This window comes from Streptomyces sp. SID13726, assembly GCF_010548375.1.
In the GTDB taxonomy this organism is placed as follows: domain Bacteria; phylum Actinomycetota; class Actinomycetes; order Streptomycetales; family Streptomycetaceae; genus Streptomyces.
This window is the reverse complement of the sequence record NZ_JAAGLY010000008.1, coordinates 299,391-321,897: the sequence shown is the minus strand read 5'-3', so window position 1 is coordinate 321,897 and position 22,507 is coordinate 299,391. Positions and strand designations below refer to the sequence as shown.

The 22,507-nt window shown below is 72.4% G+C and carries 19 protein-coding genes; 8 read left to right on the top strand and 11 right to left on the bottom strand.

The window, feature by feature from the left end; all coding sequences use genetic code 11:
- Positions 1-17 precede the first annotated feature (17 nt).
- The 4 genes from G3I78_RS23645 (at position 18) to G3I78_RS23630 (ending at position 7,162) form a co-directional block, all read left to right on the top strand.
- Complete coding sequence (locus G3I78_RS23645) at positions 18-2,645, top strand: alpha/beta fold hydrolase (protein ID WP_164427732.1); 2,628 nt, start codon at positions 18-20, stop codon at positions 2,643-2,645.
- Positions 2,642-3,508, top strand: coding sequence for an ABC transporter permease (locus G3I78_RS23640; RefSeq protein WP_164427730.1), 867 nt, complete (start codon positions 2,642-2,644; stop codon positions 3,506-3,508). Before G3I78_RS23645 ends, G3I78_RS23640 begins: the two co-directional genes overlap by 4 nt.
- 147 nt (positions 3,509-3,655) lie before the next feature.
- A complete protein-coding gene (locus G3I78_RS23635; RefSeq protein ID WP_164427728.1) occupies positions 3,656-5,179 on the top strand; it encodes a VWA domain-containing protein in 1,524 nt (507 codons plus the stop codon).
- Between the two features lie 72 nt (positions 5,180-5,251).
- Entirely contained in the window at positions 5,252-7,162 is a 1,911-nt protein-coding gene (locus G3I78_RS23630) for an AMP-dependent synthetase/ligase (RefSeq protein WP_164427726.1), read from the top strand.
- Between the two features lie 71 nt (positions 7,163-7,233).
- Here G3I78_RS23630 and G3I78_RS23625 read toward each other — a convergent pair whose 3' ends face one another.
- The 3 genes from G3I78_RS23625 to G3I78_RS23615 form a co-directional block, all read right to left on the bottom strand.
- A complete protein-coding gene (locus tag G3I78_RS23625) occupies positions 7,234-7,644 on the bottom strand; it encodes a rodlin (RefSeq protein WP_164427724.1) in 411 nt (136 codons plus the stop codon).
- Positions 7,645-7,769: 125 nt separating this feature from the next.
- A complete protein-coding gene (locus tag G3I78_RS23620) occupies positions 7,770-8,780 on the bottom strand; it encodes an LCP family protein (protein ID WP_203615435.1) in 1,011 nt (336 codons plus the stop codon).
- Positions 8,781-8,887: 107 nt separating this feature from the next.
- Positions 8,888-9,289: a rodlin gene (locus G3I78_RS23615; RefSeq protein ID WP_164427720.1), complete on the bottom strand. Its 402-nt coding sequence runs from the start codon at positions 9,287-9,289 to the stop codon at positions 8,888-8,890.
- Between the two features lie 223 nt (positions 9,290-9,512).
- Between G3I78_RS23615 and G3I78_RS23610 the strand changes: the two genes are divergently transcribed.
- The 3 genes from G3I78_RS23610 to G3I78_RS52875 all read left to right on the top strand — a co-directional run bounded on the left by G3I78_RS23610 (position 9,513) and on the right by G3I78_RS52875 (position 11,487).
- A complete protein-coding gene (locus G3I78_RS23610; protein ID WP_164427718.1) occupies positions 9,513-9,926 on the top strand; it encodes a rodlin in 414 nt (137 codons plus the stop codon).
- A 304-nt stretch (positions 9,927-10,230) separates the two neighbouring features.
- Complete coding sequence (locus G3I78_RS23605; RefSeq protein WP_275424842.1) at positions 10,231-10,422, top strand: chaplin; 192 nt, start codon at positions 10,231-10,233, stop codon at positions 10,420-10,422.
- 105 nt (positions 10,423-10,527) lie between these two features.
- Positions 10,528-11,487, top strand: coding sequence for a chaplin (locus G3I78_RS52875; protein ID WP_164427716.1), 960 nt, complete (start codon positions 10,528-10,530; stop codon positions 11,485-11,487).
- Between the two features lie 52 nt (positions 11,488-11,539).
- Here G3I78_RS52875 and G3I78_RS23595 read toward each other — a convergent pair whose 3' ends face one another.
- Both G3I78_RS23595 and G3I78_RS23590 read right to left on the bottom strand, forming a co-directional pair.
- Positions 11,540-12,805 (bottom strand): NAD(P)-binding domain-containing protein, encoded by a 1,266-nt coding sequence (locus G3I78_RS23595; protein ID WP_164427714.1) that lies wholly within the window; start codon positions 12,803-12,805, stop codon positions 11,540-11,542.
- Positions 12,805-14,142, bottom strand: a complete 1,338-nt coding sequence (locus G3I78_RS23590) for an ATP-grasp domain-containing protein (RefSeq protein WP_164427713.1) — start codon at positions 14,140-14,142, stop codon at positions 12,805-12,807. The genes G3I78_RS23595 and G3I78_RS23590 overlap by 1 nt, the downstream gene beginning before the upstream one ends.
- A 148-nt stretch (positions 14,143-14,290) precedes the next feature.
- Between G3I78_RS23590 and G3I78_RS23585 the strand changes: the two genes are divergently transcribed.
- The gene (locus G3I78_RS23585; protein WP_164427711.1) at positions 14,291-15,610 is read left to right on the top strand and encodes a glycosyl hydrolase; all 1,320 of its coding nucleotides are present in this window, start codon (positions 14,291-14,293) and stop codon (positions 15,608-15,610) included.
- A 28-nt stretch (positions 15,611-15,638) separates the two neighbouring features.
- On the opposite strand, the gene G3I78_RS23580 is transcribed toward G3I78_RS23585, so the two are convergent.
- From G3I78_RS23580 to G3I78_RS23555, 6 genes are all read right to left on the bottom strand, one after another.
- On the bottom strand, positions 15,639-16,751 hold the full coding sequence (locus G3I78_RS23580) for a GNAT family N-acetyltransferase (RefSeq protein ID WP_164427709.1): 1,113 nt from the start codon (positions 16,749-16,751) through the stop codon (positions 15,639-15,641).
- Positions 16,748-17,416 (bottom strand): lipopolysaccharide biosynthesis protein, encoded by a 669-nt coding sequence (locus tag G3I78_RS23575; protein WP_164427707.1) that lies wholly within the window; start codon positions 17,414-17,416, stop codon positions 16,748-16,750. Before G3I78_RS23575 ends, G3I78_RS23580 begins: the two co-directional genes overlap by 4 nt.
- Positions 17,413-18,567 carry a glycosyltransferase gene (locus tag G3I78_RS23570; RefSeq protein WP_164427705.1) on the bottom strand — a complete coding sequence of 385 codons (1,155 nt, stop codon included), beginning with the start codon at positions 18,565-18,567 and terminating at the stop codon, positions 17,413-17,415. The genes G3I78_RS23575 and G3I78_RS23570 overlap by 4 nt, the downstream gene beginning before the upstream one ends.
- Position 18,568: 1 nt before the next feature.
- Positions 18,569-19,285, bottom strand: coding sequence for a polysaccharide deacetylase family protein (locus G3I78_RS23565; RefSeq protein WP_239157985.1), 717 nt, complete (start codon positions 19,283-19,285; stop codon positions 18,569-18,571).
- Positions 19,269-20,888 (bottom strand): lipid II flippase MurJ, encoded by a 1,620-nt coding sequence (locus G3I78_RS23560; protein ID WP_239158013.1) that lies wholly within the window; start codon positions 20,886-20,888, stop codon positions 19,269-19,271. The genes G3I78_RS23565 and G3I78_RS23560 overlap by 17 nt, the downstream gene beginning before the upstream one ends.
- 191 nt (positions 20,889-21,079) lie before the next feature.
- Complete coding sequence (locus tag G3I78_RS23555; RefSeq protein WP_239157984.1) at positions 21,080-22,504, bottom strand: O-antigen ligase family protein; 1,425 nt, start codon at positions 22,502-22,504, stop codon at positions 21,080-21,082.
- Positions 22,505-22,507 lie beyond the last annotated feature (3 nt).

Below are 22,507 nucleotides of genomic sequence, written 5' to 3'. Positions count from 1 at the left end.
CCCCGTACCGTTGAATCATGGATCTTCGACGCCTCCGGAGGCCACGGTGGATCGCCGCCGCGGCCTCCGTCGTCGTGCTCGCCGCAGCCGGGACATGGACGGCCGCCGCCTCTGACGACCCACCCCCGGTGCACCGCGCGGACCAGATCATGTCGATCGACGGCGTCCGCATAGACACCTCGTACTTCACGACCACCGGCACCGAAAGGCGCCCCGCGGTCCTCATAGGCCACGGCTTCGGCGGCAGCAAGAACGACGTCCGCAAGCAGGCCGAGGACCTGGCCAGAGACGGCTACGCGGTCCTCACCTGGTCCGCGAGAGGCTTCGGCAGGTCGACCGGCAAGGTCGGCCTCAACGACCCCGAGGGCGAGGTCGCCGACGTCTCCAAGCTCATCGACTGGCTCGCCGAGCAGCCCCAGGTCCAGCTCGACAAGCCCGGCGACCCCCGGGTCGGCGTGACCGGCGCGAGCTACGGCGGCGCGATCTCCCTCCTCGCCGCGGGCCACGACAGCCGCGTGGACGCCATCGCCCCCGCGATCACGTACTGGAACCTCTCGGACGCCCTGTTCCCGAACGGCGTCTTCAAGAAGCTCTGGGCCGGCATCTTCGTCAACTCCGCGGGCGGCTGCGACAAGTTCGAGCCCCAGATCTGCGCGATGTACGAGCGCGTGGCCGAGTCCGGCACCCCGGACGCGCAGGCCGAGAAGATGCTGGAGGAGCGTTCCCCGTCCGCCGTGGCGAAGGACATCAAGGTCCCGACCCTTCTGATGCAGGGCCAGACGGACTCCCTCTTCCCGCTGAACCAGGCCGACGCCGCCGCGAAGGCGATCCGCGCCAACGGCGCCCCCGTCGACGTCGACTGGATCGCGGGCGGCCATGACGGCGGCGACATGGAGACGGGCCGCATCCAGGGCCGTGTGGCCGACTGGTTCGACCGCTACCTCAAGGACGACAAGACCGCCGACACCGGCCCGGCCTTCCGCGTCACCCGCACCCTCGGCACCGGCTCGGGCGACGGCGAACCCCGCCTCACCGGCGTCACCGCGGACAAGTACCCCGGCCTGGAGAGCGACGAGCACAAGGTCGAACTCACCGGCCGCGAACAGGACTTCACCAACCCGGCGGGGGCCAGTCCGCCCGCCGTCTCGGCCCTCCCCGGCCTCGGAAGCGCGGGTGGCCTCTCCCAGCTCTCCTCCCTCGGCATCGGGGTCTCCCTCGACTTCCCGGGCCAGTACGCAGCCTTCGAGTCCGCCCCGGTCAGGGACGACCTCCAGATCACCGGCTCACCCACCGTCACCGTCCACGTGAAGTCGACCAGCGACGACGCCGTCCTCTTCGCCAAGGTCTACGACGTGGGCCCGAACGGTCAGCAGACCCTTCCCTCCCAACTCGTCGAGCCGATCAGGGTCGAGGGCGCGAAAGCCGGCAAGGACGTCACGATCACCCTCCCGGCGATCGACCACGAGATCGACGACGGCCACCGCCTCAAGCTGGTCCTCGCCTCCACGGACCTCGGCTACGCGTCCCCGACCACCCCGGCGACGTACACCGTCTCCCTGAAGGGCGACCTCCAAGTCCCCACCGCCCTCAGCGAGAAGAACACCCCGGCCCCGCTGCCCGCGTGGGTCTGGTGGCTGCCCCTGGCCGGCGCGGTCCTCGCCCTGGGCCTCGTGCTGACCGGCCGCCGCCGTACGACGGCCCCCTCGGCCCCCGACCCGGCCCTGGCCGAAGTCCCCCTCCAGATCACCGACTTGAGCAAGCGGTACGCCAAGTCCGCCGACCGATACGCGGTCCGCGACCTGTCGTTCCGCGTCGAGAAGGGCCAGGTCCTCGGTCTCCTGGGCCCGAACGGCGCGGGCAAGACCACCACGCTCCGCATGCTGATGGGCCTGATCAAGCCGGACGGCGGCGAGATCCGCGTCTTCGGCCACGCCATCGCCCCCGGCGCCCCCGTGCTCTCCCGGGTCGGCGCCTTCGTCGAGGGCGCGGGCTTCCTCCCGCACCTGTCGGGCCGGGAGAACCTGGAGCTGTACTGGCAGGCCACCGGCCGTCCGCCCGAGGACGCCCACATGGAGGAGGCGCTGGAGATCGCCGGTCTCGGCGACGCCCTGGCCCGCGCGGTGCGCACCTACTCCCAGGGCATGCGCCAGCGCCTGGCCATCGCCCAGGCCATGCTGGGCCTGCCGGACCTGCTCATCCTCGACGAACCCACCAACGGCCTGGACCCGCCGCAGATCCGCGAGATGCGCGAGGTGATGATCCGCTACGCGGCGGCCGGGCGCACGGTCATCGTCTCCAGCCACCTCCTCTCCGAGGTCGAGCAGTCCTGCACCCACCTCGTGGTCATGGACCACGGCCAGTTGGTCCAGGCGGGCCCGGTCGCCGAGATCGTCGGCTCCGGCGACACCCTCCTGGTCGGCACCGCCGTACCGGTCGAGGAGCCCGTCGTCGAGAAGATCGCGACCCTGCCCGGCGTGGCCTCCGCGGTCACCGCCGACGGCGGGATCCTGGTACGGCTCGACGCCGACGGTTCCGCCCAGCACCTGGTCGCCGAACTGGTCCGCCTGGAGGTCCCCGTGACGTCGGTGGGCCCCCACCGCCGCCTCGAAGACGCCTTCCTCACCCTGATCGGAGACTCCGCATGAGCGGCACGCTGACCGAGCGCGCGGAGGTCGCCGACGGCTACCGCGCGGGCCGCACCCTGCCCCTCCGGGTGGAACTGGCACGGCAGTTGAAGCGCCGCCGCACCCTCGTGATGTACGGCATCCTGGCCGCGCTGCCCTTCGTCCTGCTGATCGCGTTCCAGGTGGGCGGCGGACCGGGCTCGGAGAACAACCAGGTCGGCCTGATGGACACGGCCACCCTGTCCGGGCCGAACTTCGCGGCGGTCAACCTCTTCGCCTCCGCGGGCTTCCTGCTGATCATCCCGGTGGCCCTGTTCTGCGGGGACACGGTCGCCTCGGAGGCCAGCTGGTCCTCCCTGCGCTATCTGCTCGCGGCCCCGGTACCGAGGGCCCGGCTCCTGTGGTCGAAGCTCGTCGTCGGCCTCACCCTGAGCCTCGCCGCGATGATCCTGCTCCCGCTGGTCGCCCTCGCGGTCGGCACCGTCGCCTACGGCTGGGGCCCGCTGCAACTCCCCACCGGCGGCGAGCTGCCGGCGGGCACGGCGGCCCAGCGCCTGCTGATCACGGTGGCGTACATCTTCGTCTCCCAACTGGTCACCGCGGCCCTGGCGTTCTGGCTCTCCACCCGCACCGACGCCCCGCTCGGCGCGGTCGGCGGGGCGGTCGGCCTGACCATCGTCGGCAATGTGCTCGACCAGGTGACGGCCCTCGGCGACTGGCGCGACTTCCTCCCCGCGCACTGGCAGTACGCCTGGCTGGACGCCGTACGGCCGAAGTTGCAGTGGTCCGACATGATCCAGGGCACCTCCCTCTCGATAACGCTGGCCCTGGTGCTGTTCGCCCTGGCCTTCCGGGGTTTCGCCCGCAAGGACGTGGTCTCGTAGGTCAACGGAAGATCACCTACCGGTCTCGACAGCCCTCCTCCGTGCCCCCTTCGATACCCTTCCGCAACGCTCCGTAGCGCACGTTCCGGCCCCCTGGCCCGTCACAGTCGCAGAAGCCGACGTCAACAGCCCCAGGGGGTACGGACGATGGAGCGACAGCGAACACGACAGGTGATGCTCGCCCTCACACTGGCGGGCGGCCTGCTGCTCACCGGCTGTGCCGGGGGCGCGGACGGAAGCAAGGGCAACTCGGACGGATCGAAGGGCGGTTCGTACGGCTCGGCCTTCCCGGCCCCGGACCAGCCCCGCGGCGAACAGGACTCCGACGAGTCCCGCGACGACTACACCACCCCGTCGCCCGACTACCTCTCCACCTTCGCCCTCGACGTCGACACCGCCTCCTACGGCTACGCCCGCCGCACCCTCGCCGAGGGCCGCCGTCCCGACCCCTCGACGATCCGCCCCGAGGAGTTCGTCAACAGCTTCCGCCAGGACTACGACCGCCCCGACGGCAACGGCTTCACGGTCACCGTCGACGGCGCCCGCACCGACCAGGACGACTGGTCCCTGGTCCGCGTCGGCCTGGCCACCAGGAACGCGGCGGACGACGAGGACGAACGCCCGCCCGCCGCCCTGACCTTCGTCATCGACATCTCCGGCTCCATGGCCGAACCCGGCCGCCTCGACCTCGCCCAGCGGTCCCTCGACACCATGACGGAACGCCTGCGCGACGACGACTCGGTCGCCATCGTCACCTTCAGCGACGAGGCCGAGACAGTCCTGCCGATGACCCGCCTCGGCGGCCACCGCGGCAAGGTCCACCGGGCGATCGACGGCCTGGAGCCGACGTACTCCACGAACCTCGGCGCGGGCGTCGAGACCGGCTACGAGACCGCCGTCGACGGCCTGCGCGAGGGCGCCACCAACCGGGTCGTGCTCATCTCCGACGCCCTCGCCAACGACGGCGACACCGACCCCGACTCCATCCTCGACCGCATCGACGGCGCCCGCCGCGAACACGGCATCACCCTCTTCGGCGTCGGCGTCGGCAGCGACTACGGCGACGCCCTGATGGAACGCCTCGCCGACAAGGGCGACGGCCACACGGTGTACGTCTCCGGCGCCGAGGACGCCGAGAAGGTCTTCTGCGAGCAACTCCCGCAGAACATCGACCTCACCGCCCGCGACGCCAAGGCCCAGGTCGCCTTCGACCCGGAGACCGTCCGGCAGTTCCGCCTCATCGGCTACGACGACCGCCGCGTCGCCGACGACGACTTCCGCGACGACCGCGTGGACGGCGGCGAGGTCGGCCCCGGCCACACCGTCACCGCCCTCTACGCGGTCCGCACCAAGCCCGGCGCGGAAGGCCACCTGGCCACCGCGACCGTCCGCTGGCAGGACCCCAAGTCCCGTGCCCCGCACGAGAAGTCGGCCGAACTGGAGACCTTCGACGACTCACTGCGGCAGGCGAACCCCCGCTTCCAGGTCGACGCGGTGGCCGCCTACTTCGCCGACGCCCTGCGCGGCAGCTACACAGACAACCGGCTGCCGGGCCGCCCTTCCCTCGGTGAACTCGCCGACTGGGCCGACAAGTTGGGCGACAGCACCGAGGACAGCGCGGTCCGTGAACTCGCCGCCACCATCCGCGAGGCCCGGCACCTCGCGGACTGACGCCGGACCCATTGACCTTTTCTTACTTGCGAGTAAGTTAGCCACCCAGTCGGAGCGGACCGGGGAGCCACCATGGGCGTACGCAGGGATCTGAAGAGGGCGAAACACCTGGCGGGCCGGACCACGGTCGAGGTCGTCAAGGACGAGGGCGGTGTCGTACGGGAAGCCCGCACACCGCCCCTCGCCCCGCCCCCGACCACGGGCAGCATCGCCGACCTCCCCTTCACCAACGCGGCCGAGACCCCCGACGCCGTGGTGCTGCACCGCAAGGAGAAGGAGACCTGGCGGCCCGTCACGGCCGCCGCCTTCGCCCGCGAAGTCACCGCCGTGGCCAAGGGGTTGATCGCCGCCGGGGTCGAACCGGGCGGCCGGGTCGCCGTGATGTCCCGCACCCGCTACGAATGGACGGTCCTGGACTTCGCCATCTGGGCGGCCGGCGCCCAGACCGTCCCGGTCTACGCCACCTCCTCCGCCGAGCAGGTCGAGTGGATCGTCCGCGACTCGGGCGCCCGGCACGTGGTGACCGAGAACGTCGAGAACGCGGCCACGGTCACCACCGGCACCGCGCACCACCAAGTCAAGCCCCGCATCTGGCAGTTGGACTCAGCGGCGCTCGACGAACTGACCGCCCTCGGCCACGACCTCCCCGACGAGGAGGTCACCAAGCGCCGCGCCGCCCTGACCCCCGACACCATCGCCACGATCTGCTACACCTCCGGCACCACCGGACGCCCCAAGGGCTGCGTCCTCACCCACGCCAACCTGCACGCCGAGGCCGCCAACACCGTCGAACTGCTGCACCCCATCTTCAAGGAGGTCACCGACCAGACCGCCTCCACGCTCCTCTTCCTCCCGCTCGCCCACATCATGGGCCGCACCCTCCAGATCGCCTGTCTGATGGCCCGCATCGAGATCGGCCACTGCCCGAGCATCAACCCCGACGAACTGCGGCCCGCGCTCAAGGAGTTCCGCCCGACCTTCCTCGTCGGCGTCCCGTACCTCTTCGAGAAGATCCACGCCACCGGCCGCGCCACCGCCGAGAAGATGGGCCGCGCCGCCTCCTTCGACCGCGCCCACCGCATCGGCGTCCGCTTCGGCGAGGCCTACCTCGACAGGTTCCTGGGCCGCGGCAAGGGCCCGGGCCCCGGCCTCTACGCCGCCTGGGGCCTGTACGACCTGCTCGTGTACCGCAGGGTCCGCAAGGAACTCGGCGGCCGCATGCGCTACGCCATCAGCGGCGGCTCACCCCTGGACCGCGAGCTCAACCTGTTCTTCTCCGCGGCCGGCATCATCATCTACGAGGGCTACGGCCTCACCGAGACCAGCGCCGCCGCCACCATCGTCCCGCCGCTGAGCCCCCGCCCCGGCACGGTCGGGCAGCCGATCCCCGGCACCTCGATCCGTATCGCCGAGGACGGCGAGGTCCTCATCAAGGGCGGGGTCGTCTTCGGCGCCTACTGGAACAACCCGGAGGCCACCGACGCCGTCCTGAGGGACGACTGGTTCGCCACCGGCGACCTCGGCGCGCTCGACGAGGACGGCTACCTCACCATCACCGGCCGCAAGAAGGACCTCCTCGTCACCTCGGGCGGCAAGAACGTCTCCCCGGCGGTCCTGGAGGACCGGCTGCGCAGCCAGGCGCCGGTCGGCCAGTGCCTGGTCGTCGGCGACAACCGCCCCTTCGTCGCCGCCCTGATCACCCTCGACCCCGAGGCGATGACCCACTGGCTGTCCGTCCGCAAGCTGCCCGCCGACACCCCGCACGCCGAACTCGCCCGCGACGAACGGCTCCGCGCCGACATCCAGAAGGCCGTCGACCACGCCAACGCGGCCGTCTCCCGCGCCGAGTCGATCCGTGCCTTCCGGCTGATCGAGGGGGAGTTCACCGAGGACAACGGCATGCTCACGCCGTCCCTGAAGGTCAAGCGGCACGCGGTGACGGCGGCGTACACGCAGGAGATCGAGGCGATCTACCGCAAGTGAGCCCCGACGGCACGCGAAACGGCGGGTCACCGGAGAACCGGTGACCCGCCGTTTCGGCGGAGCGGGGCGGCTCAGCTACCGGCGGAGCCGTTGCCGGACAGGGCCGAGATGTCGTCCAGGATGTGCGACAGCGGCTCGTCGCCCTTGGCCTGGGTGGAGTTCTCGACACACTGCTGGTTCTGCGGGGCCGACAGGATCGGCACGTCCTGCAGGACGCCGCCGGCGGTGACGCCGACCAGGCCCTGGAGGTTCAGCTTCGCCGGCAGACCGACACAGGGCTTGTTCAGCGAGCCCTGGACCAGCCCGAGCTGCGGGCTCATGTCGCCGAACGTGGCCGAGTTGCCGAACTCCTGCGAGGCGCCGTTGCCACTGGCGGACGTGGTGCCGCTGTCGTTGCCGATGGCGAGCGCCTGGGGGGCGGCCGCGGCCGCGACACCGGCGACGGACGCGGCAACAGCCGCGGTTGCCCACAGCTTCTTCATGTTCATTCCCTTCGAAAAGCGGACTCCGGGGAGGAGCTGCATGATCGTCAACGGTCGAACCCCCGCCGGGGTTGCGCTCTTTGCCCCGATTGGCCCAGCGCGTGCGCGGTCCCCGCGAGCGCCCCTCACCGGCAGGCGTAGGCACTCCCGCGCACGGTGACCGCGCGGGTCATCCGAGGCGGGTCGTACGGCTTCGGATGCGCGCCCGGCCTGAGCAGCGGCCGGTCCTCGCGCAGCTTCGTGAACATCGCGGCCGCCTTCGCCCGGTCCCAGGCCAGCGTCGAACCGATGTCCTGCCGGGTCGGGTTGAACCCGGCCATCGGCACCGTCGCGAACTCCGTGTTCCTCGCCGGCACCTTGTGCAGCGCGGTCGCCAGCTCCACCAGGTCCCGGGCCGTGAAGCCCTGCTCGCCCCGCCCGGACCCGAGCAGGGTGCGCGCCAGCCCGGCCGTCGCCACCGGGTCGGTCAGCAGGTGCTTCGCCTGGAGCCCGCGCAACGCCTGCACGAGGAACCGCTGCTGACGCTGGATCCGCCCGAGGTCGGCCGCCCGGTCCACCTTGCGGGAGCGGACGTACTGGAGCGCCTGTCCACCGCCGAGCCGGTGCTTGCCGGGCTTCAGATCGAGCTTGGTGGCCCGGTCCTTCAGGGGCCGCGCGGTGCACACCTCGACGCCGCCGACCTCGTTCACGGCGTCGATGAAGCGCCGGAAGTCCAGCTGGAGGTAGTGGTCGACGCGCAGCCCGGTCATGGACTCGACGGTGGCCACGGTGAGCCGGGGACCGCCCTCGGCGTACGCGCCGTTGATCTTCGAGGGACGGGCCGGGCGCTTCTTGCCGGTGATCTCGTCGCGGTGGGCCGGGAGGTCGGCGTAGGAGTCGCGCGGCAGTCCGACGACGCTCACCCGGTCCCGGCGGGCCGACACATGGACCACCATCAGGACGTCCGTGCAGTCGCAGGCGAAGCCGCCCGCGTGGAACTCGCGCTTCTCGGCCGCGGAGATGGTGTCCCGGCCGTCGGTGCCCATCAGCAGGATGTTCGTGCCGTGCGCGGCGGGAGCGGCCTCGCCGGGGAGGACGGCGCCTGCGAGCAGCAGGGCGGAGGTCGCCAGGACGACCGAGGAAAGGGTTCTCTTCATCGTCACGCGACGCAACGTAAGCGAGCGGGCCGCCGTTGGTACGGCGGCCCGCTGACGGGGGCTCAGAAACCAGCCCCAGGGCTCATCGGCCCACGGTGAGCGAGAGCTCAGCTACCGGCGGAGCCGTTGCCGGACAGGGCCGAGATGTCGTCCAGGATGTGCGACAGCGGCTCGTCGCCCTTGGCCTGGGTGGAGTTCTCGACACACTGCTGGTTCTGCGGGGCCGACAGGACCGGGACGTCCTGGAGGACACCGACGGCGGCGAGGCCGACGATCCCCTGGAGGTTCGCCTTCGCGGGCAGGCCGATGCAGGGCTTGTTGAGCGAACCCTGGATGAGCGCCATCTGCGGGCTCATGTTGCCGTAGGTGGCCGAGTTGCCGAACGACTGCGAAGCACCGTTGCCGCTGGCCGACGTGGTGCCGTGGTCGTTGCCGATGGCCATGGCGGGGGAGGCGGCACCGACGACGGCCGTGGCGACAGCGGCCGAAGCCAAAACCTTCTTGATCACTTGAGTAGTCCCTTTCTGGAGAAACCCCGTCCACCGGAGCGCTCTGGACAACTGCCCCCGGCCCGCTTGGTTCCTGCCATTCACTCCGATGGCCCACAGGCGACTTTTGTTAACTCCGCGCCGGGTGCGGCCCGTTCGGGTGACGGGTCGAAACCAATCGACGTGCCGCCGGTTGATGCGGAGGCAGGACAGCGCGTCCCGTGCTCCAGGAAAGGAAAGCGAAATGCTGAAGAAGGCAATGGCCGTGGCGGCGGTCGCCGCGTCCGTCGTCGGTGCCTCGGCGGCGGCGGCCCCGCAGGCGCTTGCCATCGGCAACGACGACGGAACGACCTCGGCCAGCGGCAACGGTGCCCAGAGCGCGTTCGGCAACTCCGTGACCAAGGGCGACATGAGCCCGCAGGCCGGGCTCGTGCAGGACTCGGTCAACAAGCTCTGTGTCGGTCTGCCCGTGAAGGCGAACGCCCAGGGTCTCGTCGGTGTCGCCGCGGTCGGCGTCCTCCAGGACGTGCCGGTCCTCTCCGCGCCGCAGAACCAGCAGTGCGCCGAGAACTCCACCCAGGCCAAGGGTGACGAGCCCGCCTCGCACCTCCTGAACGACCTGTCGGTGCTGGCCGGCAACGGTGCGGTCGGCAGCTGATCCGCAGCTGAACCGTGTCGTGAAAATCGCCCGGGCGTTCTGCCCGGGCGATTTTTTTGCTGATGCACCGTCAATTCGCTTTGTTAATAGTCAGGTGAAGCGTTTCACCAAAGGCGTTCGAGTGAATTACCCGACGACACACGTTCCGTAGTTTCCTTCGCTGTCTATCTCTCGTTCTACAGCCTGCAGGTCATGGTGCGAGCCGTTCCGACTGTGCTCGCTCGGTTTCGACCGTCACAGAGGCATGACCGCAGAGAAGGGAAAGCTCATGAAGAAGACCGCTGCTGTCGTCGCGGGCGCGATCATGGCCCTCGGCATGGCCGCCCCGGCCTTCGCCGACGCTGGTGCCGAGGGTGCCGCCATCGGCTCCCCGGGTGTCCTCTCCGGCAACGTCGTCCAGGTCCCGGTCCACGTGCCGGTCAACGTGTGCGGCAACACCGTGAACGTCATCGGGCTGCTCAACCCGGCGTTCGGCAACACCTGCGTCAACGACTGACGACATAGCGCACCAGCCGCCCGGCTGTGCCATGGCCGGCCTCGGACGTCTTCCATTCGTTCGGGGCCGGCTTTTCCCACTTCTACCAGCAGGAAGACAACGAGATTGCGACAGACCCTGGGTAAGGGAATGGTCGCGGCCGCCGCCGCGACGAGCATTCTGTCCCTGTGCGGCAGTCCCGCGATCGCCGACTCGCACGCGGGCGGAACGGCCAAGGACTCGCCGGGCGTGCTCTCCGGCAACAGCGTGCAGGCCCCGCTCGAGGTCCCGGTGAACGCCTGCGGTGACTCCGTGGACGTCATCGCCGCGCTCGACCCGGCGTTCGGCAACTCCTGCGCGAACGGCCCGGCCGCGCACAAGGGCGGCTCCCACGGCTCACCCGGCCACCACGGCGCCTACGGCGGCCGAGGACACGGCTACGGCGACGGCGGTGGCTACGGCGGCGACGACTGCGAGTCCGACGGCGGTTACGGCGGCTACGGCGGTGACTGCGGCGAGGAGACGACCCCGCCGACCAAGCCTCCGCACACGCCTCCGACCAAGCCTCCGCACACGCCTCCGACCAAGCCTCCGCACACGCCTCCGACCAAGCCCCCGCACACCCCGCCGACGAAGCCGCCCCACACGCCTCCGACGAAGCCGCCGACGGGTCCGCCGACCACGCCGCCGACGACGCCGCCCCACACACCGCCGACGGGCCCCCCGACGCCGCCGCCGACGAAGCCCCCGACTTCGCCGCCCACGACCCCGCCCACGATGCCGCCGACGGGTCCGCCCACGTCACCTCCCACGACGCCGCCGACCACTCCGCCGACGAAGCCTCCGACGGGTCCGCCGACGTCGCCTCCGACCGCTCCGCCGACCGGTCCTCCGACGGCACCCCCGACGGGTCCGCCCACGTCACCTCCCACGACGCCCCCGACCACGCCGCCCACCACCCCGCCGCAACTGCCGCACACCGGCAGCAGCGGTGAGGCCATGCTGGCGGCCTCGGGTGCGAGCGCCACGCTGATCGCGGCCGGGGCGATCCTGTACCGCCGGGGCCGAGCCGCGTCCCGCCGGTAGCACCGCCGCCGGGTGCCGGACACTTCCGTCCGGCACCCGCGCCCCCTGGGCCTCAGCGCCGCACCTCAACTCCCCGCTCCGCCCGGCTCCCCGGCACCAGGACCCCCTCCGCGGGCACCCCTTGCCGCAGCCGCAGCCGCCGCCGGACTCCGCGCACCAGTGCCTCCGCCGTGTACGTCGCCCCGTGCACGAAGCGCATCGACGGGCCGTAGCCGGAGGCCGTGATCAGGCCGGACAGGAAGAGACCGGGGTACGACGACTCGAAGTCCCGCCCGATCTCCGGCGAACCGTCCGCCATCTCGGCCAGCGCACCGCGCAACTCGGCGTCCAGGAGTCCCAGTCGGGCACGGGCGGCGGTGAACCCCGTTGCCGTGATGACGTGTTCGGTCTCCAGGGGCCGCACCGCTCCGGCGCGGTCCGTCACCTCCAGGCGTACGCCACCCGCCACTTCCCGGGCCGCCGTGACCTCCCGGCCGAGCAGCACCTCGACGTTCCCCTCCACCCGGTCCCGCACCCACCAGGCGCCCGCGGGCCCCAGTGCCGTGGCCGCGATCCGGGCCCGGGTGGTCTCCGGGAGGCGGTGGAAGAGGCCGGGGCGTTCGGCGTAGAACCAGTTGCGCCAGCCGCAGCCGAGGCCGCTGTGCGGGGAGCGGGCCGACTGCCACCAGGGGCGCTCCCACGGCGGCGGGACATCGTTCCAGCACAGCCGGTCCGCGCGGGCCAGCACCCGGGCCCGGGTGCCCTGTTCGGCGAGCAGGGCGGCCGTCTCCAGGGCCGCCTGGCCGCCGCCGATCACGGTGACATCCTTGTCGCGGAAGCCGTCGAGCGCGCTGTGGTGACTGCTGTGCGAGACGAGCCCGGGGCCCAAGTCGCCGAGGACAGACGGGACTTCGACGAACGGCATGACCCCGACGGCCAGCGCGACCGTACGCGAGTGCAGGACCTCGCCGTCCTCGGTGACCACCTCGAAGCCACCCGAGCGGGCCGCCACCCGGGTCACCGTGCGCTCGTCCACCTCGGGCACGGCGTTGCGGGCGAACCACAGCCCGTACGCGGCGAACATCTCCACCGGGATCGGCTCCCCGTGCCGGGCCGCGACCCCCTGACCCGCGCAGTACCGCTCCAGGGTCCGACCCCCCTCGGGGGAGGAGAGGTTGGACGCCCACGGCTCCGACTTCAGGAACATCCCGCGGGGCATGTGGTCGCGCCAGGACGCCATGGGCCGGCCGAAGACCGCGAGACGCAGCCCGGCGGCGGCCGCGTGCGCCGCGATCGACAGTCCGTAGGGGCCGACGCCCACCACCAGCAGGTCGTACATCAGCAACTGCTCGCTTTCTCATCACCGGGAAGGTCGGAGAAACCGGCCGGTGAGGTCAGGTCGGAGAACTCGGTCTGCGCGGTCAGGTCGGTCAGGGACGCCACGGGTGCGCTGCCCTGCCGGATCACCTGCGCCGGCTCCTGCCGTCCGCGGCGCGCGAAGACCCGGCGCGCCCGGTCGAGCAGCCGCCGGGTCACATGGCGGGCCCACAGCGCCCACATCGCCCGGCCGGGGCCCCGGTCATCCGCCGCGTACCAGGCCAGCTCGCGGCCGGCGGGCGCCCGGCGCAGCGCGGTCAGCGGCGCGTAGTTCTCCACCACGAACGCCCGCCCGGGCCGCGGCTCGCCGTCCGGCAGCGGACGGTGGGTCAGGTCCAGGTGCAGCGCGCGTACGACGTCCAGGTCCGCGGAGTCGGTGAAGAGCCGGAACTGGGCGCCGGGCCGCGGGTTGAAGTCCAGCAGGTGGTAGTCGCCGCTCGTGCCGCAGCGGCGGAAGTCGAGGTCGAGGATGCCGCGATAGCCCAGGGCGTCGACCAGCCGCTCGGCGAGCGCCGTCACCCGGGGGCCGGACCGCCAGTGCCCCACCGCCGTCAGACCGGCGCCGCGCGGCCAGGACAGCTCCTTGACGCCGGGACCGCCCGCGCGGACGGTCCCGGAGCGGTCGGCGTACCCGTGGAAGAACCAGTCGCCGTCCGGGTTCGGCGGCAGGAACTCCTGGAGCAGCAGCCGGCTGCCCGCCTCCCCGCTGCGCAGATACAGCTCGCGGGCCTGCTGGGTGGAGCGCACCACGACCGTGCTGCGCAGCCCGCCGTCCACCGGCAGCAGCCAGGGGCGGCTCCACTTGGCAACCACCGGCAGCCCCAGCCGCCAGGCCATCGCGGCCGCCTGGTCGGCGCTCTCCGGGACCAGCGTCACCGGGTGCGGGACGCCCACCGCCGCGCACACCTCGGCCAGTTCCGCCTTGTCCGCCACCCGCTCGGACAGTGCCCCGGGCTGCTGCGGCAGTAGATAGGTGGGGGCCAGTTCCTCGCGCAGCACGCCCACCGCGACGGCGCTCGCGTCGTCCATCGGGACCAGTACGGCCGGGTGCGGGATCCGGGCCGCGACCCGGCGCAGCACGGCCGCGATGTCACCGGGGGACGCGCCCGGGGACGGCGGGGGGTGCAGTTGCCGTACGAAGCGGGAGCCCCGGACCGGACTCCCCGCGCAGTCGGCGACCACGTGCACCTCGACGCCCGCCCTGCCGAGCGAACGCACGGCGCCCAGCGTGCCGTGGTGAAAGGGATTCCGGTCGATCCGCAGCAGTACGGCGGGGACTCGGGTGTCGAACAGCGACACGGGCTATTCCTTCGGGTCGGTTCACTCGTGCGGACCATCGCAGCACTCGAAAGCCGTAAGCACGGTGGCGGAATTCATATTGATATGACTGAGTGTCAGTTAGTCGAAAGACTTTCCGTACATCGCGAGAGTGGAGAAAGGAGCAGGAATGGACTCACAGCAGAGACGGGCTCGTACCGGACGGCTGGCGTTCATCGCGGTGACAGTGGCCGCGTCGGCCGCCCTGGCGTCGGGTCCGGGTTTCGCCGTGGGGGTGGTCGGCGATCCTCCCGCTCCGACTCCCGCCGTCACACCCGTCCCCGAGCCCCCGCAGGCCCCCGCCGTGCCGGCCGAACCCGCGCTCACACCGGCCCCGGTGACGCCGGTGGAGCCCGTGAAGCCGGTCGAGCCCGTGACGTCGAAGGACGTGCCGGCCTTCGGCGCCTACCTCGACTACGGCGCCCGCGGGATCTCCCGGATGGCCGAGCTGAGCGCCTGGCTGGGCAACGCCGACCTGCGCGTCGGCCACACCTATCTGCCCGGCGACCGCTGGAGCAACATCGAGGGCAGGCCCGGTTTCCTGGACATCTGGGCGGACTGGCGCAACGAACGCGCGGACCGGATGCTCGTCCTCAACGTCCCGATGCTGGAGCGCAACGAGGAGCACGTCTCCGACGCCGAGGTCCGGATGCTGCTGCGCCGGGGCGCGGCCGGCCAGTTCGACGAGCACTACCGCACCCTCGCCGAGCACCTGGTCGAGCTGAAGGTGCCGGACACGGTGATCGTGCTCGGCTGGGAGATGAACGGCACCACGTACACCCACCGCTGCGGCCCTGACCCGGAGTCCTGGAAGAAGTACTGGAACCGGATCGTCACCACCATGCGGTCGGTGCCGGGCCAGAAGTTCAAGTTCGACTTCACCCCGACCCGCGGCCGGGACGCCGTTCCGTGGACCCAGTGCTATCCCGGTGACGACACCGTCGACATCGTGGGAATGGATTCCTACGACCAGCCGTCGGGGCTCACCTTCGACGAGCAGATCAAGGAGCCGTACGGCCTTCAGGAGCACGTCGATTTCGCCAAGGCGCACGGAAAGCCCATCTCGTATCCCGAATGGGGCCTTTTCCGCAACGGCGACAACGCCGAGTACATGAAGCGCATGCTCGCCTGGATGGACGAGCACAAGCCGCTGTACAACACGTTGACCGACTACTGCCCGCACGGGGTGTGGCAGTGCTCGTCCAACCCCAAGTCGTCCGCGGTCTACCGGTCCGTGCTCTTCGGCCGCACCGGTGAGCCGACCACGGAGCCGACCAAGCCCACCGAGCCGACGACCCCGCCGACCGCACCGCCCACCGAACCCACCAAGCCGCCCACCACGCCGACGACCCCGCCGGACTGCTCGCCGCTGCAACTGGGCGACTGGGTGGAGTACTGGCTCGGCGGGAAGCTCTGTCTGCGCTTCGACTGGTTCTCCCGCAACCGGTAGCCGCGCCGGCCGGTGGCGGCAGGCCCTCTCAGGACCTGCCGCCACCGGCATGTTCCCTCCGCTCGTTCCAGCGCAGCAGCAGCTCCTTGCCCCGCCGCCGCGCGGCCACGTCACAGACGACCGCGCCCAGCAGCGGGGCCGTGTGCTTCCTGGCCAGCAACAGCCGCTGGTTGACGACGGGTTCGGGCCGCCAGTGCAGCTTGTACGGCTCGTTGCCGCGCAGCAGGCTCAGCGTGCCGCGCCCGCCCTCACGGGTGTGCTCGGCGCACGCGTCGAGCAGCATCACCGCCACGTCCGCCTTGCGCTCGCGCAGCCGCGGATGGGCGCCGTAGAGATAGCCGCCCGCGAGCCGCCGCGACAGCAGCGTCAGATCGACGGCCACCACGTCGTCCGCCAGCCGGAACTCGGTGACCACCGCGTCCCCGGAGCGCACCATCGGGCCGACCGAACGCACCAGGTGGTCGCAGAACCGCGGCCGCAGATGCTCCGACGTCACCTTCCGCCCCTGCCACTGGAGCTGGTGCAGCTCGATGAGCCGACGCAGCGCCTTGTCCACCTCGTCCGGCTCCACGACATGCCGCTCGACCCCGAGCGAGGTCAGCTTGCGCAGCTTGGCGCGGACCCGCTGCTGGGCCTTGGCCGACGGCAGCCGCGCGACCAGTTCGTCCATGGGTACGGCGGGCAGCTCCAGGCAGACCGAGTCGCCCACCCGGCGCCGGGGCCCGCTCCAGTGGTCGTAGATCCGCTCGGCCGCGCCGCCCGGGCGCACCTCGCGGAAGTCGACCAGGGCGGTGCGGGCGGCGGCCGCGAGGCCCTCGGTGAGCGCGGCCACCACCTCCTCGCCGCGTGCGTCGTCCAGCAGGACGTCCCCGTAGTCGGAGATCGCCCCGCCCAGCGGCACGAGGGACGGCACCGGGCGGCCCACCCGCATCAGCGGGGCGGCGGCGACCAGTTCGCCCTCGTGCCGGACCAGCACCAGCCTGAGCCGCCCGGGCCTGCCGTACGACAGCCACCAGGAGTGCAGCCAGGCATGGCTCTGGAACGGGGTCGCGGCCTCGCATCTGCGGTACAACTCGGCCCACTCGGGGCCCAGTTCGGCGAAGGTCCGCTCGTCGGTGACGAGGTGGGTCGTGTACGTCACAGCTGTCCGTGGGCTTCGGCGGCGACGGCCGGTGCCGGTACCGCCGCCGGGCGGCCCCGGTCCCGGTCCCGGTCGGCGCCGGAGCGTCGCGGCCGGGCCAGCAGCACCAGGCCGCCGAGCAGCCCGCCCGCGCTCGCCCCGACCAGGCCCGTCACCGCCGGGGAGGCCGAGGACGGCTCGGTGGGCTTGGTGGCACGGGCGAACTGCTGGAGCTCGACGTTGGTCGCGCTCTTGGTGTCGTTCGCGTGCCGGGTCAGGGCGCGGGAGACCGCGTTGGCCATGTCGGCGGCCAGGTCGGGGCGGGCCGAGGTGGCCGTGATGGAGACCATCGGGGCGTCCGGCGAAGTCGCCGTCTGCACACTGGACTTGAGCGTCCTCACCGGCACCCCGGCCCACACCTGGGCGTCCCCGAGCACCGCGACCTGGGTGGCGACCCGGCCGTAGGCCTGCGCGAAACCGAGCGCGGACGCCGAGTCCGACTTCTCGGTCGGTACGGCGACGACGTACGCCGTGGCCGTGTACACGGGCGGCTGGGCGAGGCCGTAGACCCCGCCGAGGAGTCCGCCGGCGACGGCGCCGGCCGCGATAAGGGACCACGGCGGGAGGGACTTGACGCGGGCCAGCGGGGAGGGGCGGCGGGGGCTGTTGTCGGTTGCGGAGGTCATGGGGAACTTGCTCCCTGGGGTGACGGGGACACGGAAGGGGCGGCCACGGCGGCCGCGTAGACGTCCATCAGCTGGGCGGCACTGCGGGTGATGCTGTAGTGGTGCGCGGCGTCGGGCGCGGTGCGCGGGCCGGGGCCACGGGTGCGGGCCGCGGCGACGGCACGCGCGAACGCGCCCGGATCGCAGCGGACCTGGATGGCTCCGGCCGCGGCCTGCGGAGGCAGGTCCTCGATCGCCGGGCAGGAGGCGTAGAGCACCGGCAGCCCGGCCGCGAGCGCCTCGACGGCCGCGAGACCGAACGCCTCCTCGGGGGAGGGCGAGACCAGCAGGTCCATCGCGGAGGTGAGCGACGGCAGGTCGGGGCCGGGGGAGCCGTCCGGGAGGTAGGGGCGCTCGCCGGTGAACAGCACCCGGTCGGCCACCCCCGCCTCGCGCGCGGCGCGCCGCAGGAGATGCTCCTCGGGGCCGCCGCCGACCAGCAGCAGCCAGCAGATCTCCGGGAGCCGGGCCAACGCGTGGATCAGCACGTCGAACCGCTTGCCGGGCGCGAGGCGTCCGACGCCGCCGAGGACGTACGCCGTCTCCGGCAGGCCGAGCCGCTGGCGGGTGCGCAGCCGGCTCGCCGGGTCGAAGCGGAAGCGGTCCAGGTCGATGCCGTTGGGGACGACCTCGATCCGGGGCGCGGGCACGCCCCAGCGGCGCAGCCGGTCGGCGACCGTGGGGGAGACAGCGACCGTGGCCCGGCCCAGCCGCTCACTGGCGAGGTAGAGCCCGCGCACCCCCTGGGTGAGCCGGCGGCCCTCCATCTGCGAGTCGCCGAGGGAGTGTTCGGTGGCGACGATCGCCCGGACCCCCGCGAGACGCGCGGCGAGGCGGCCGTAGACACAGGCCCGGTAGAGGTGGGTGTGCACGAGGTCGTAGCCGCCGGACCGGATGTGCCGGACCAGCCGGGGCAGGGCGCCCAGGTCCCGGTTCCCGGCCATCCCGAGGTGCGTCACCCGCACGCCGTCGGCGGCCAGCCCGTCGGCCACCGGGCCCGGGTTGGTCAGCGTGACGACCTCGCAGTCGACCGGCAAGTGCCTGATCAGCAACCGCAGTTGCTGCTCGGCACCGCCGACCCCGAGGCCGGTGATGACATGGAGGGCCCGCACCTCAGATCCCCTCGACGGGGCGGCGGCGCAGCCGGTGCAGCCGGTACTTGAGGAAGAGGCGTACGGCGGTGTCGTTCTGCCCGATGTGGACGCGGGGCAGGGCGAGCGGGCTGTCGATCCCGCCGGGGTCGATGGCGCAGGCGTAGGCGTATCCGGCTTCCCGGACGGCGTCCACCGCACGCCGGTCGATCGTGCCGTAGGGGTAGCAGAAGCCGGTGACGGGGGTGTCGGTCAGCTCCTCCAACAGCTTTCTGCTGTCGGTCAGTTCGCTGTGCAGCAGGACGTCGTCCGCCTTCGTCAGGTCCACGTGGGTCAGCCCGTGCGAGCCGATCTCGACACCGGCCCGGGCGGCCGCGCGGATGCCGTCGGCGGTGAGCAGCGGCTTGCGCGGGCCCAGCGGGTCCCAGGCGTTGTCGCCGCCGAGCCGGCCGGGCAGCACGAAGAGCGTGGCGCCGAACCCGTGGCGCTCCAGCACGGGCAGGGCGTGGTCGAGGAAGTCGGCGTACCCGTCGTCGAAGGTCAGCCCGACCAGCCCCGTGCGGCTGGGCGCGGCGAGCAGTTCGGACACCGGGACGCCCCGCAGGCCGCGGCGGCTCAGCCAGGACAGCTGGCGGTCGAGGCGGTCGGGGGTGACGGTGATGCGGTAGGGGTCGTCGGAGCAGTCGCCCACCGAGTGGTACATCGCGATCCACGGGGTGGATTCAAGGGGTGCGGCCATGAGTCAGCCTTCGTGTGACGGAGCGGACGGACTGGAGTGCGGGTGCGAAACCCTGGGAGCCGAGGGCCCAGGCCAGAAGGGAGAAGGCGGTGAGGACCGTGGCCGAGCCGGTGAGCAGGCCGGTCAGGGGGGTGTCGGCGCGGCTCGCGACGAAGGCGCCGGCCAGGGTCGCGACCACCGCCGCGCGGACCGGCCTGCTCAGCTCGCGCAGCACCCGGCGGGTGCGGATCGGGACGCTGCGGCGGCCCATGCCGACCAGCAGCAGGGCGGCGGTGGCGGTGATGCCGGAGGCGTTGGCGGCGGCGATCCCGAGGACGCCCCAGGAGCCGACCGTCCAGGCGCCGACCCAGGAGGTCACGACGATCCCGGCGGCCATTGCGGAGACCGGGTACCAGGTGGGGCGGCCCGCGGAGAAGTAGGAGCGGACCAGGCAGCCGGTCAGGGTCTGGCCGAGCAGTCCGAGGGCGTACACCCGCATGACGTCGGCGGTGGCCGTGGTGTCCCGGGCGGTGAACGCGCCCCGCTGGAAGAGGAGTTCGACGATCTGCGGGGCGCACGCGATCACCGTGGCGGCGCCCAGCAGCACGAGACAGGCGGCGAGCGCGAGGTCCCGCTCGACCCGGGTGCGGGCCCGCTCGACGTCACCGTCGGCCAGTGCCCGGGCGACCACCGGGAAGGTGACCGTGCAGAGCATCAGCGAGAGGGTCATCGGGATCTGGGCGACCTTCTGCGCGTAGTTCAGGTGCGAGATGGCGCCGGCGGGAAGCGGGGAGGCGAGGAATCGCTCGATGAGGACCTGGGACTGCCGGCACAGGGCGAAGAGCAGGACCGTGGCGACGAGGGCGACGGACACCGCGCGCTGCCCGGTGTCCTCGACGGGCGTCGGCTGCTGGACCTTCCTGCGGCGCAACTGCCGTACGAAGGAAGGAAGTTGGATGAGTGCCATCAGTCCGCTGCCGACCGCGACACCGACCGCCGCCGACCGCACGCCCCAGTGCCCGCCCAGGACGAACATCGCCGTGATGATGCCGGTGTTGTACGCCACGTAGATCGCCGCGGGCGCCACGAACCGGCGGTGCGCGCGCAGGGCCGCGCTGAAGTACCCGGTGAGCCCGAAGCCCAGGACGCACAGCGCGGTCAGACGGGTGCAGTCGACGGCGAGCGACGGGTCGGGCAGGCCGGGCGCCAGGGCCTCGACGAGGTAGGGCGCGGTGCCGACGATCAGCGCGGACACGGCGACGAAGGCGAGCGAGAGGCGGGGCAGGGTGGTCGCGACCAGCGAGCGGACCGGGTCGCCCGGGGCCCCTTGCGCCCGCCTGGCCAGCGCCAGACTGAACGCCGGGATCAGCGCGAACGCCAGCCCGTCCTCGATCAGCAGCGTGGAGGCGAACTCCGGGACGGTCCAGGCGACGAGGAACGCGTCCGTCTCACTGCCGGCCCCGAAGAGCCGGGCCAGGGCCTGGTCCCGGACCAGTCCGAGGAGGGCACCGGCGATGGAGAGGACCGCGGTGACGAGGGTGGCCTTGGCGAGGAACTTGCGGGAGACGGCGGTGAGTTCGGGGGCGGGGGGCTCGGCGGGGGCGGCGCGGGGTACGGGGGGCAGGTCCACGGTGCCGGTGGAGGTGTCGGCTGTTTCGGTCTCGGTCTCGGTTTCGGTGGCGACCGCGCCGACCTCGCCGGACGCCTCGTCCACCGCCGGCCGGGGCGCACCCGCCGGGCCCGGTGCCGGTCGAGCCCGGCCGATGCCCCGCGGAGTCCCGACGCGAGGTCCCCGCGTCCCGCCTGGCCTCACCCTCACCGCGCCGCGGCCTTCTCGACGCGAGCGGTCGAGGGCTGCCGTGCCCCGGTCTCCTGCTCACCCCCGTGGCCGGCCAGCGCCCACCACGCCGCCAGGCCGAAGCACACCGCGGTCAGGACCGTCGAGGGGCCGCCGATGTCGGCGTACGCGAAGTCGGTCAGCTGCCACACCAGCAGGCCGCAGGCGACCAGCGCGCAGTCGAGGCCGGGGCCCGAGCGGTGCACCCGGACCAGCCGGCGCAGTCCGCACACCAGCAGGCCCAGCCAGCCGCCCGCGAGGGCCAGCAGCCCGAGCAGGCCCTGTTCGGCGAGGATCAGCAGGTACATGTTGTGAGGCGACAGCAGCGGCTGCTTGCGGAAGGCCGCGCCCGCGCCCTCCGTGTCGCTGCCCGCGGACAGCGCCAGCGAGGCGTGCGCGTCCCGGTGCTCGGGGAAGCCCTTCAACCCCACGCCGGTCAGCGGGTGTTCGCGCCACATGCCGACCGCCGCCGCCCACATGGTGTACCGGTCGGTCACGGACTGGTCGGGTGCGTCGGTGACCTGGGTGATGCTGTCGACCCGCTCCTGGAGCATCGCCGAGCCGACGCCGAAGCCGCCGACCAGGATCACCCCGAGCGCGGCGACCACGGCGCCCACCTTCAACGCCCGCCTGAGACCGGCCAGCAGGAGCTGGACGACCAGCGTCAGCGCCGTGGCGATCCACGCGCCCCGGCTGAAGGACAACGCCAGCGGCACCAGCAGGGCGAGCGCGCAGCAGGCGGCAACCGCCCGCTGCCGTACGGGAGTCCGGCCCAGCGCGAGACCCACCGCGCACACCAGACCGAACGACACGACGGTCGCCATCCCCATCACGTCCTGCGCCCCGAAGGTGCCGACCGCGCGGATCTCCTCACCCTGGTAGGAGGCGCCGGTCCCGGTCAGGAACTGGTGGACGCCGATCGTCCCCTGCCACAGCGCGAGCCCCACGAACGCCCAGGCCAGCAGCCGGAAGTCGGCCCGGCCGCGGATCAGCAGCAGGACGGCCGCCGGGACCAGCACGAAGATCTGGAGGTAGCGGCCCATGCCGGTGAGCCCCTCGCCCGGCGAGGACGCGCCCATCGCCGCGACCGCGAGGCCGGCCACCGGCAGGCCGAGCAGCACGACGGCCGCGACGGACAGCGGGCGCCGCCGGTCCCGCAGCAGCCGCAGCACGCAGTACAGCACCGCCAGCGCGGACACCGCGTCGGCGGGACCGGCCCCGCCCTCACCGCCGGGCCCGAGGGGCAGTGCGAGAAGCGCGATCACGGCCAACACCGGGAGCACCGGGGGCAGTTCGCGGGCGTGGGACAGCAGGAAGCGCGCATGGCTCGTGGGCCGCGCGGCCACCTGGCCGGGCGCGTGGAGCAGGGGTGCCTCGGCCGCTTCGTCGGACACGTGGGTCATGGC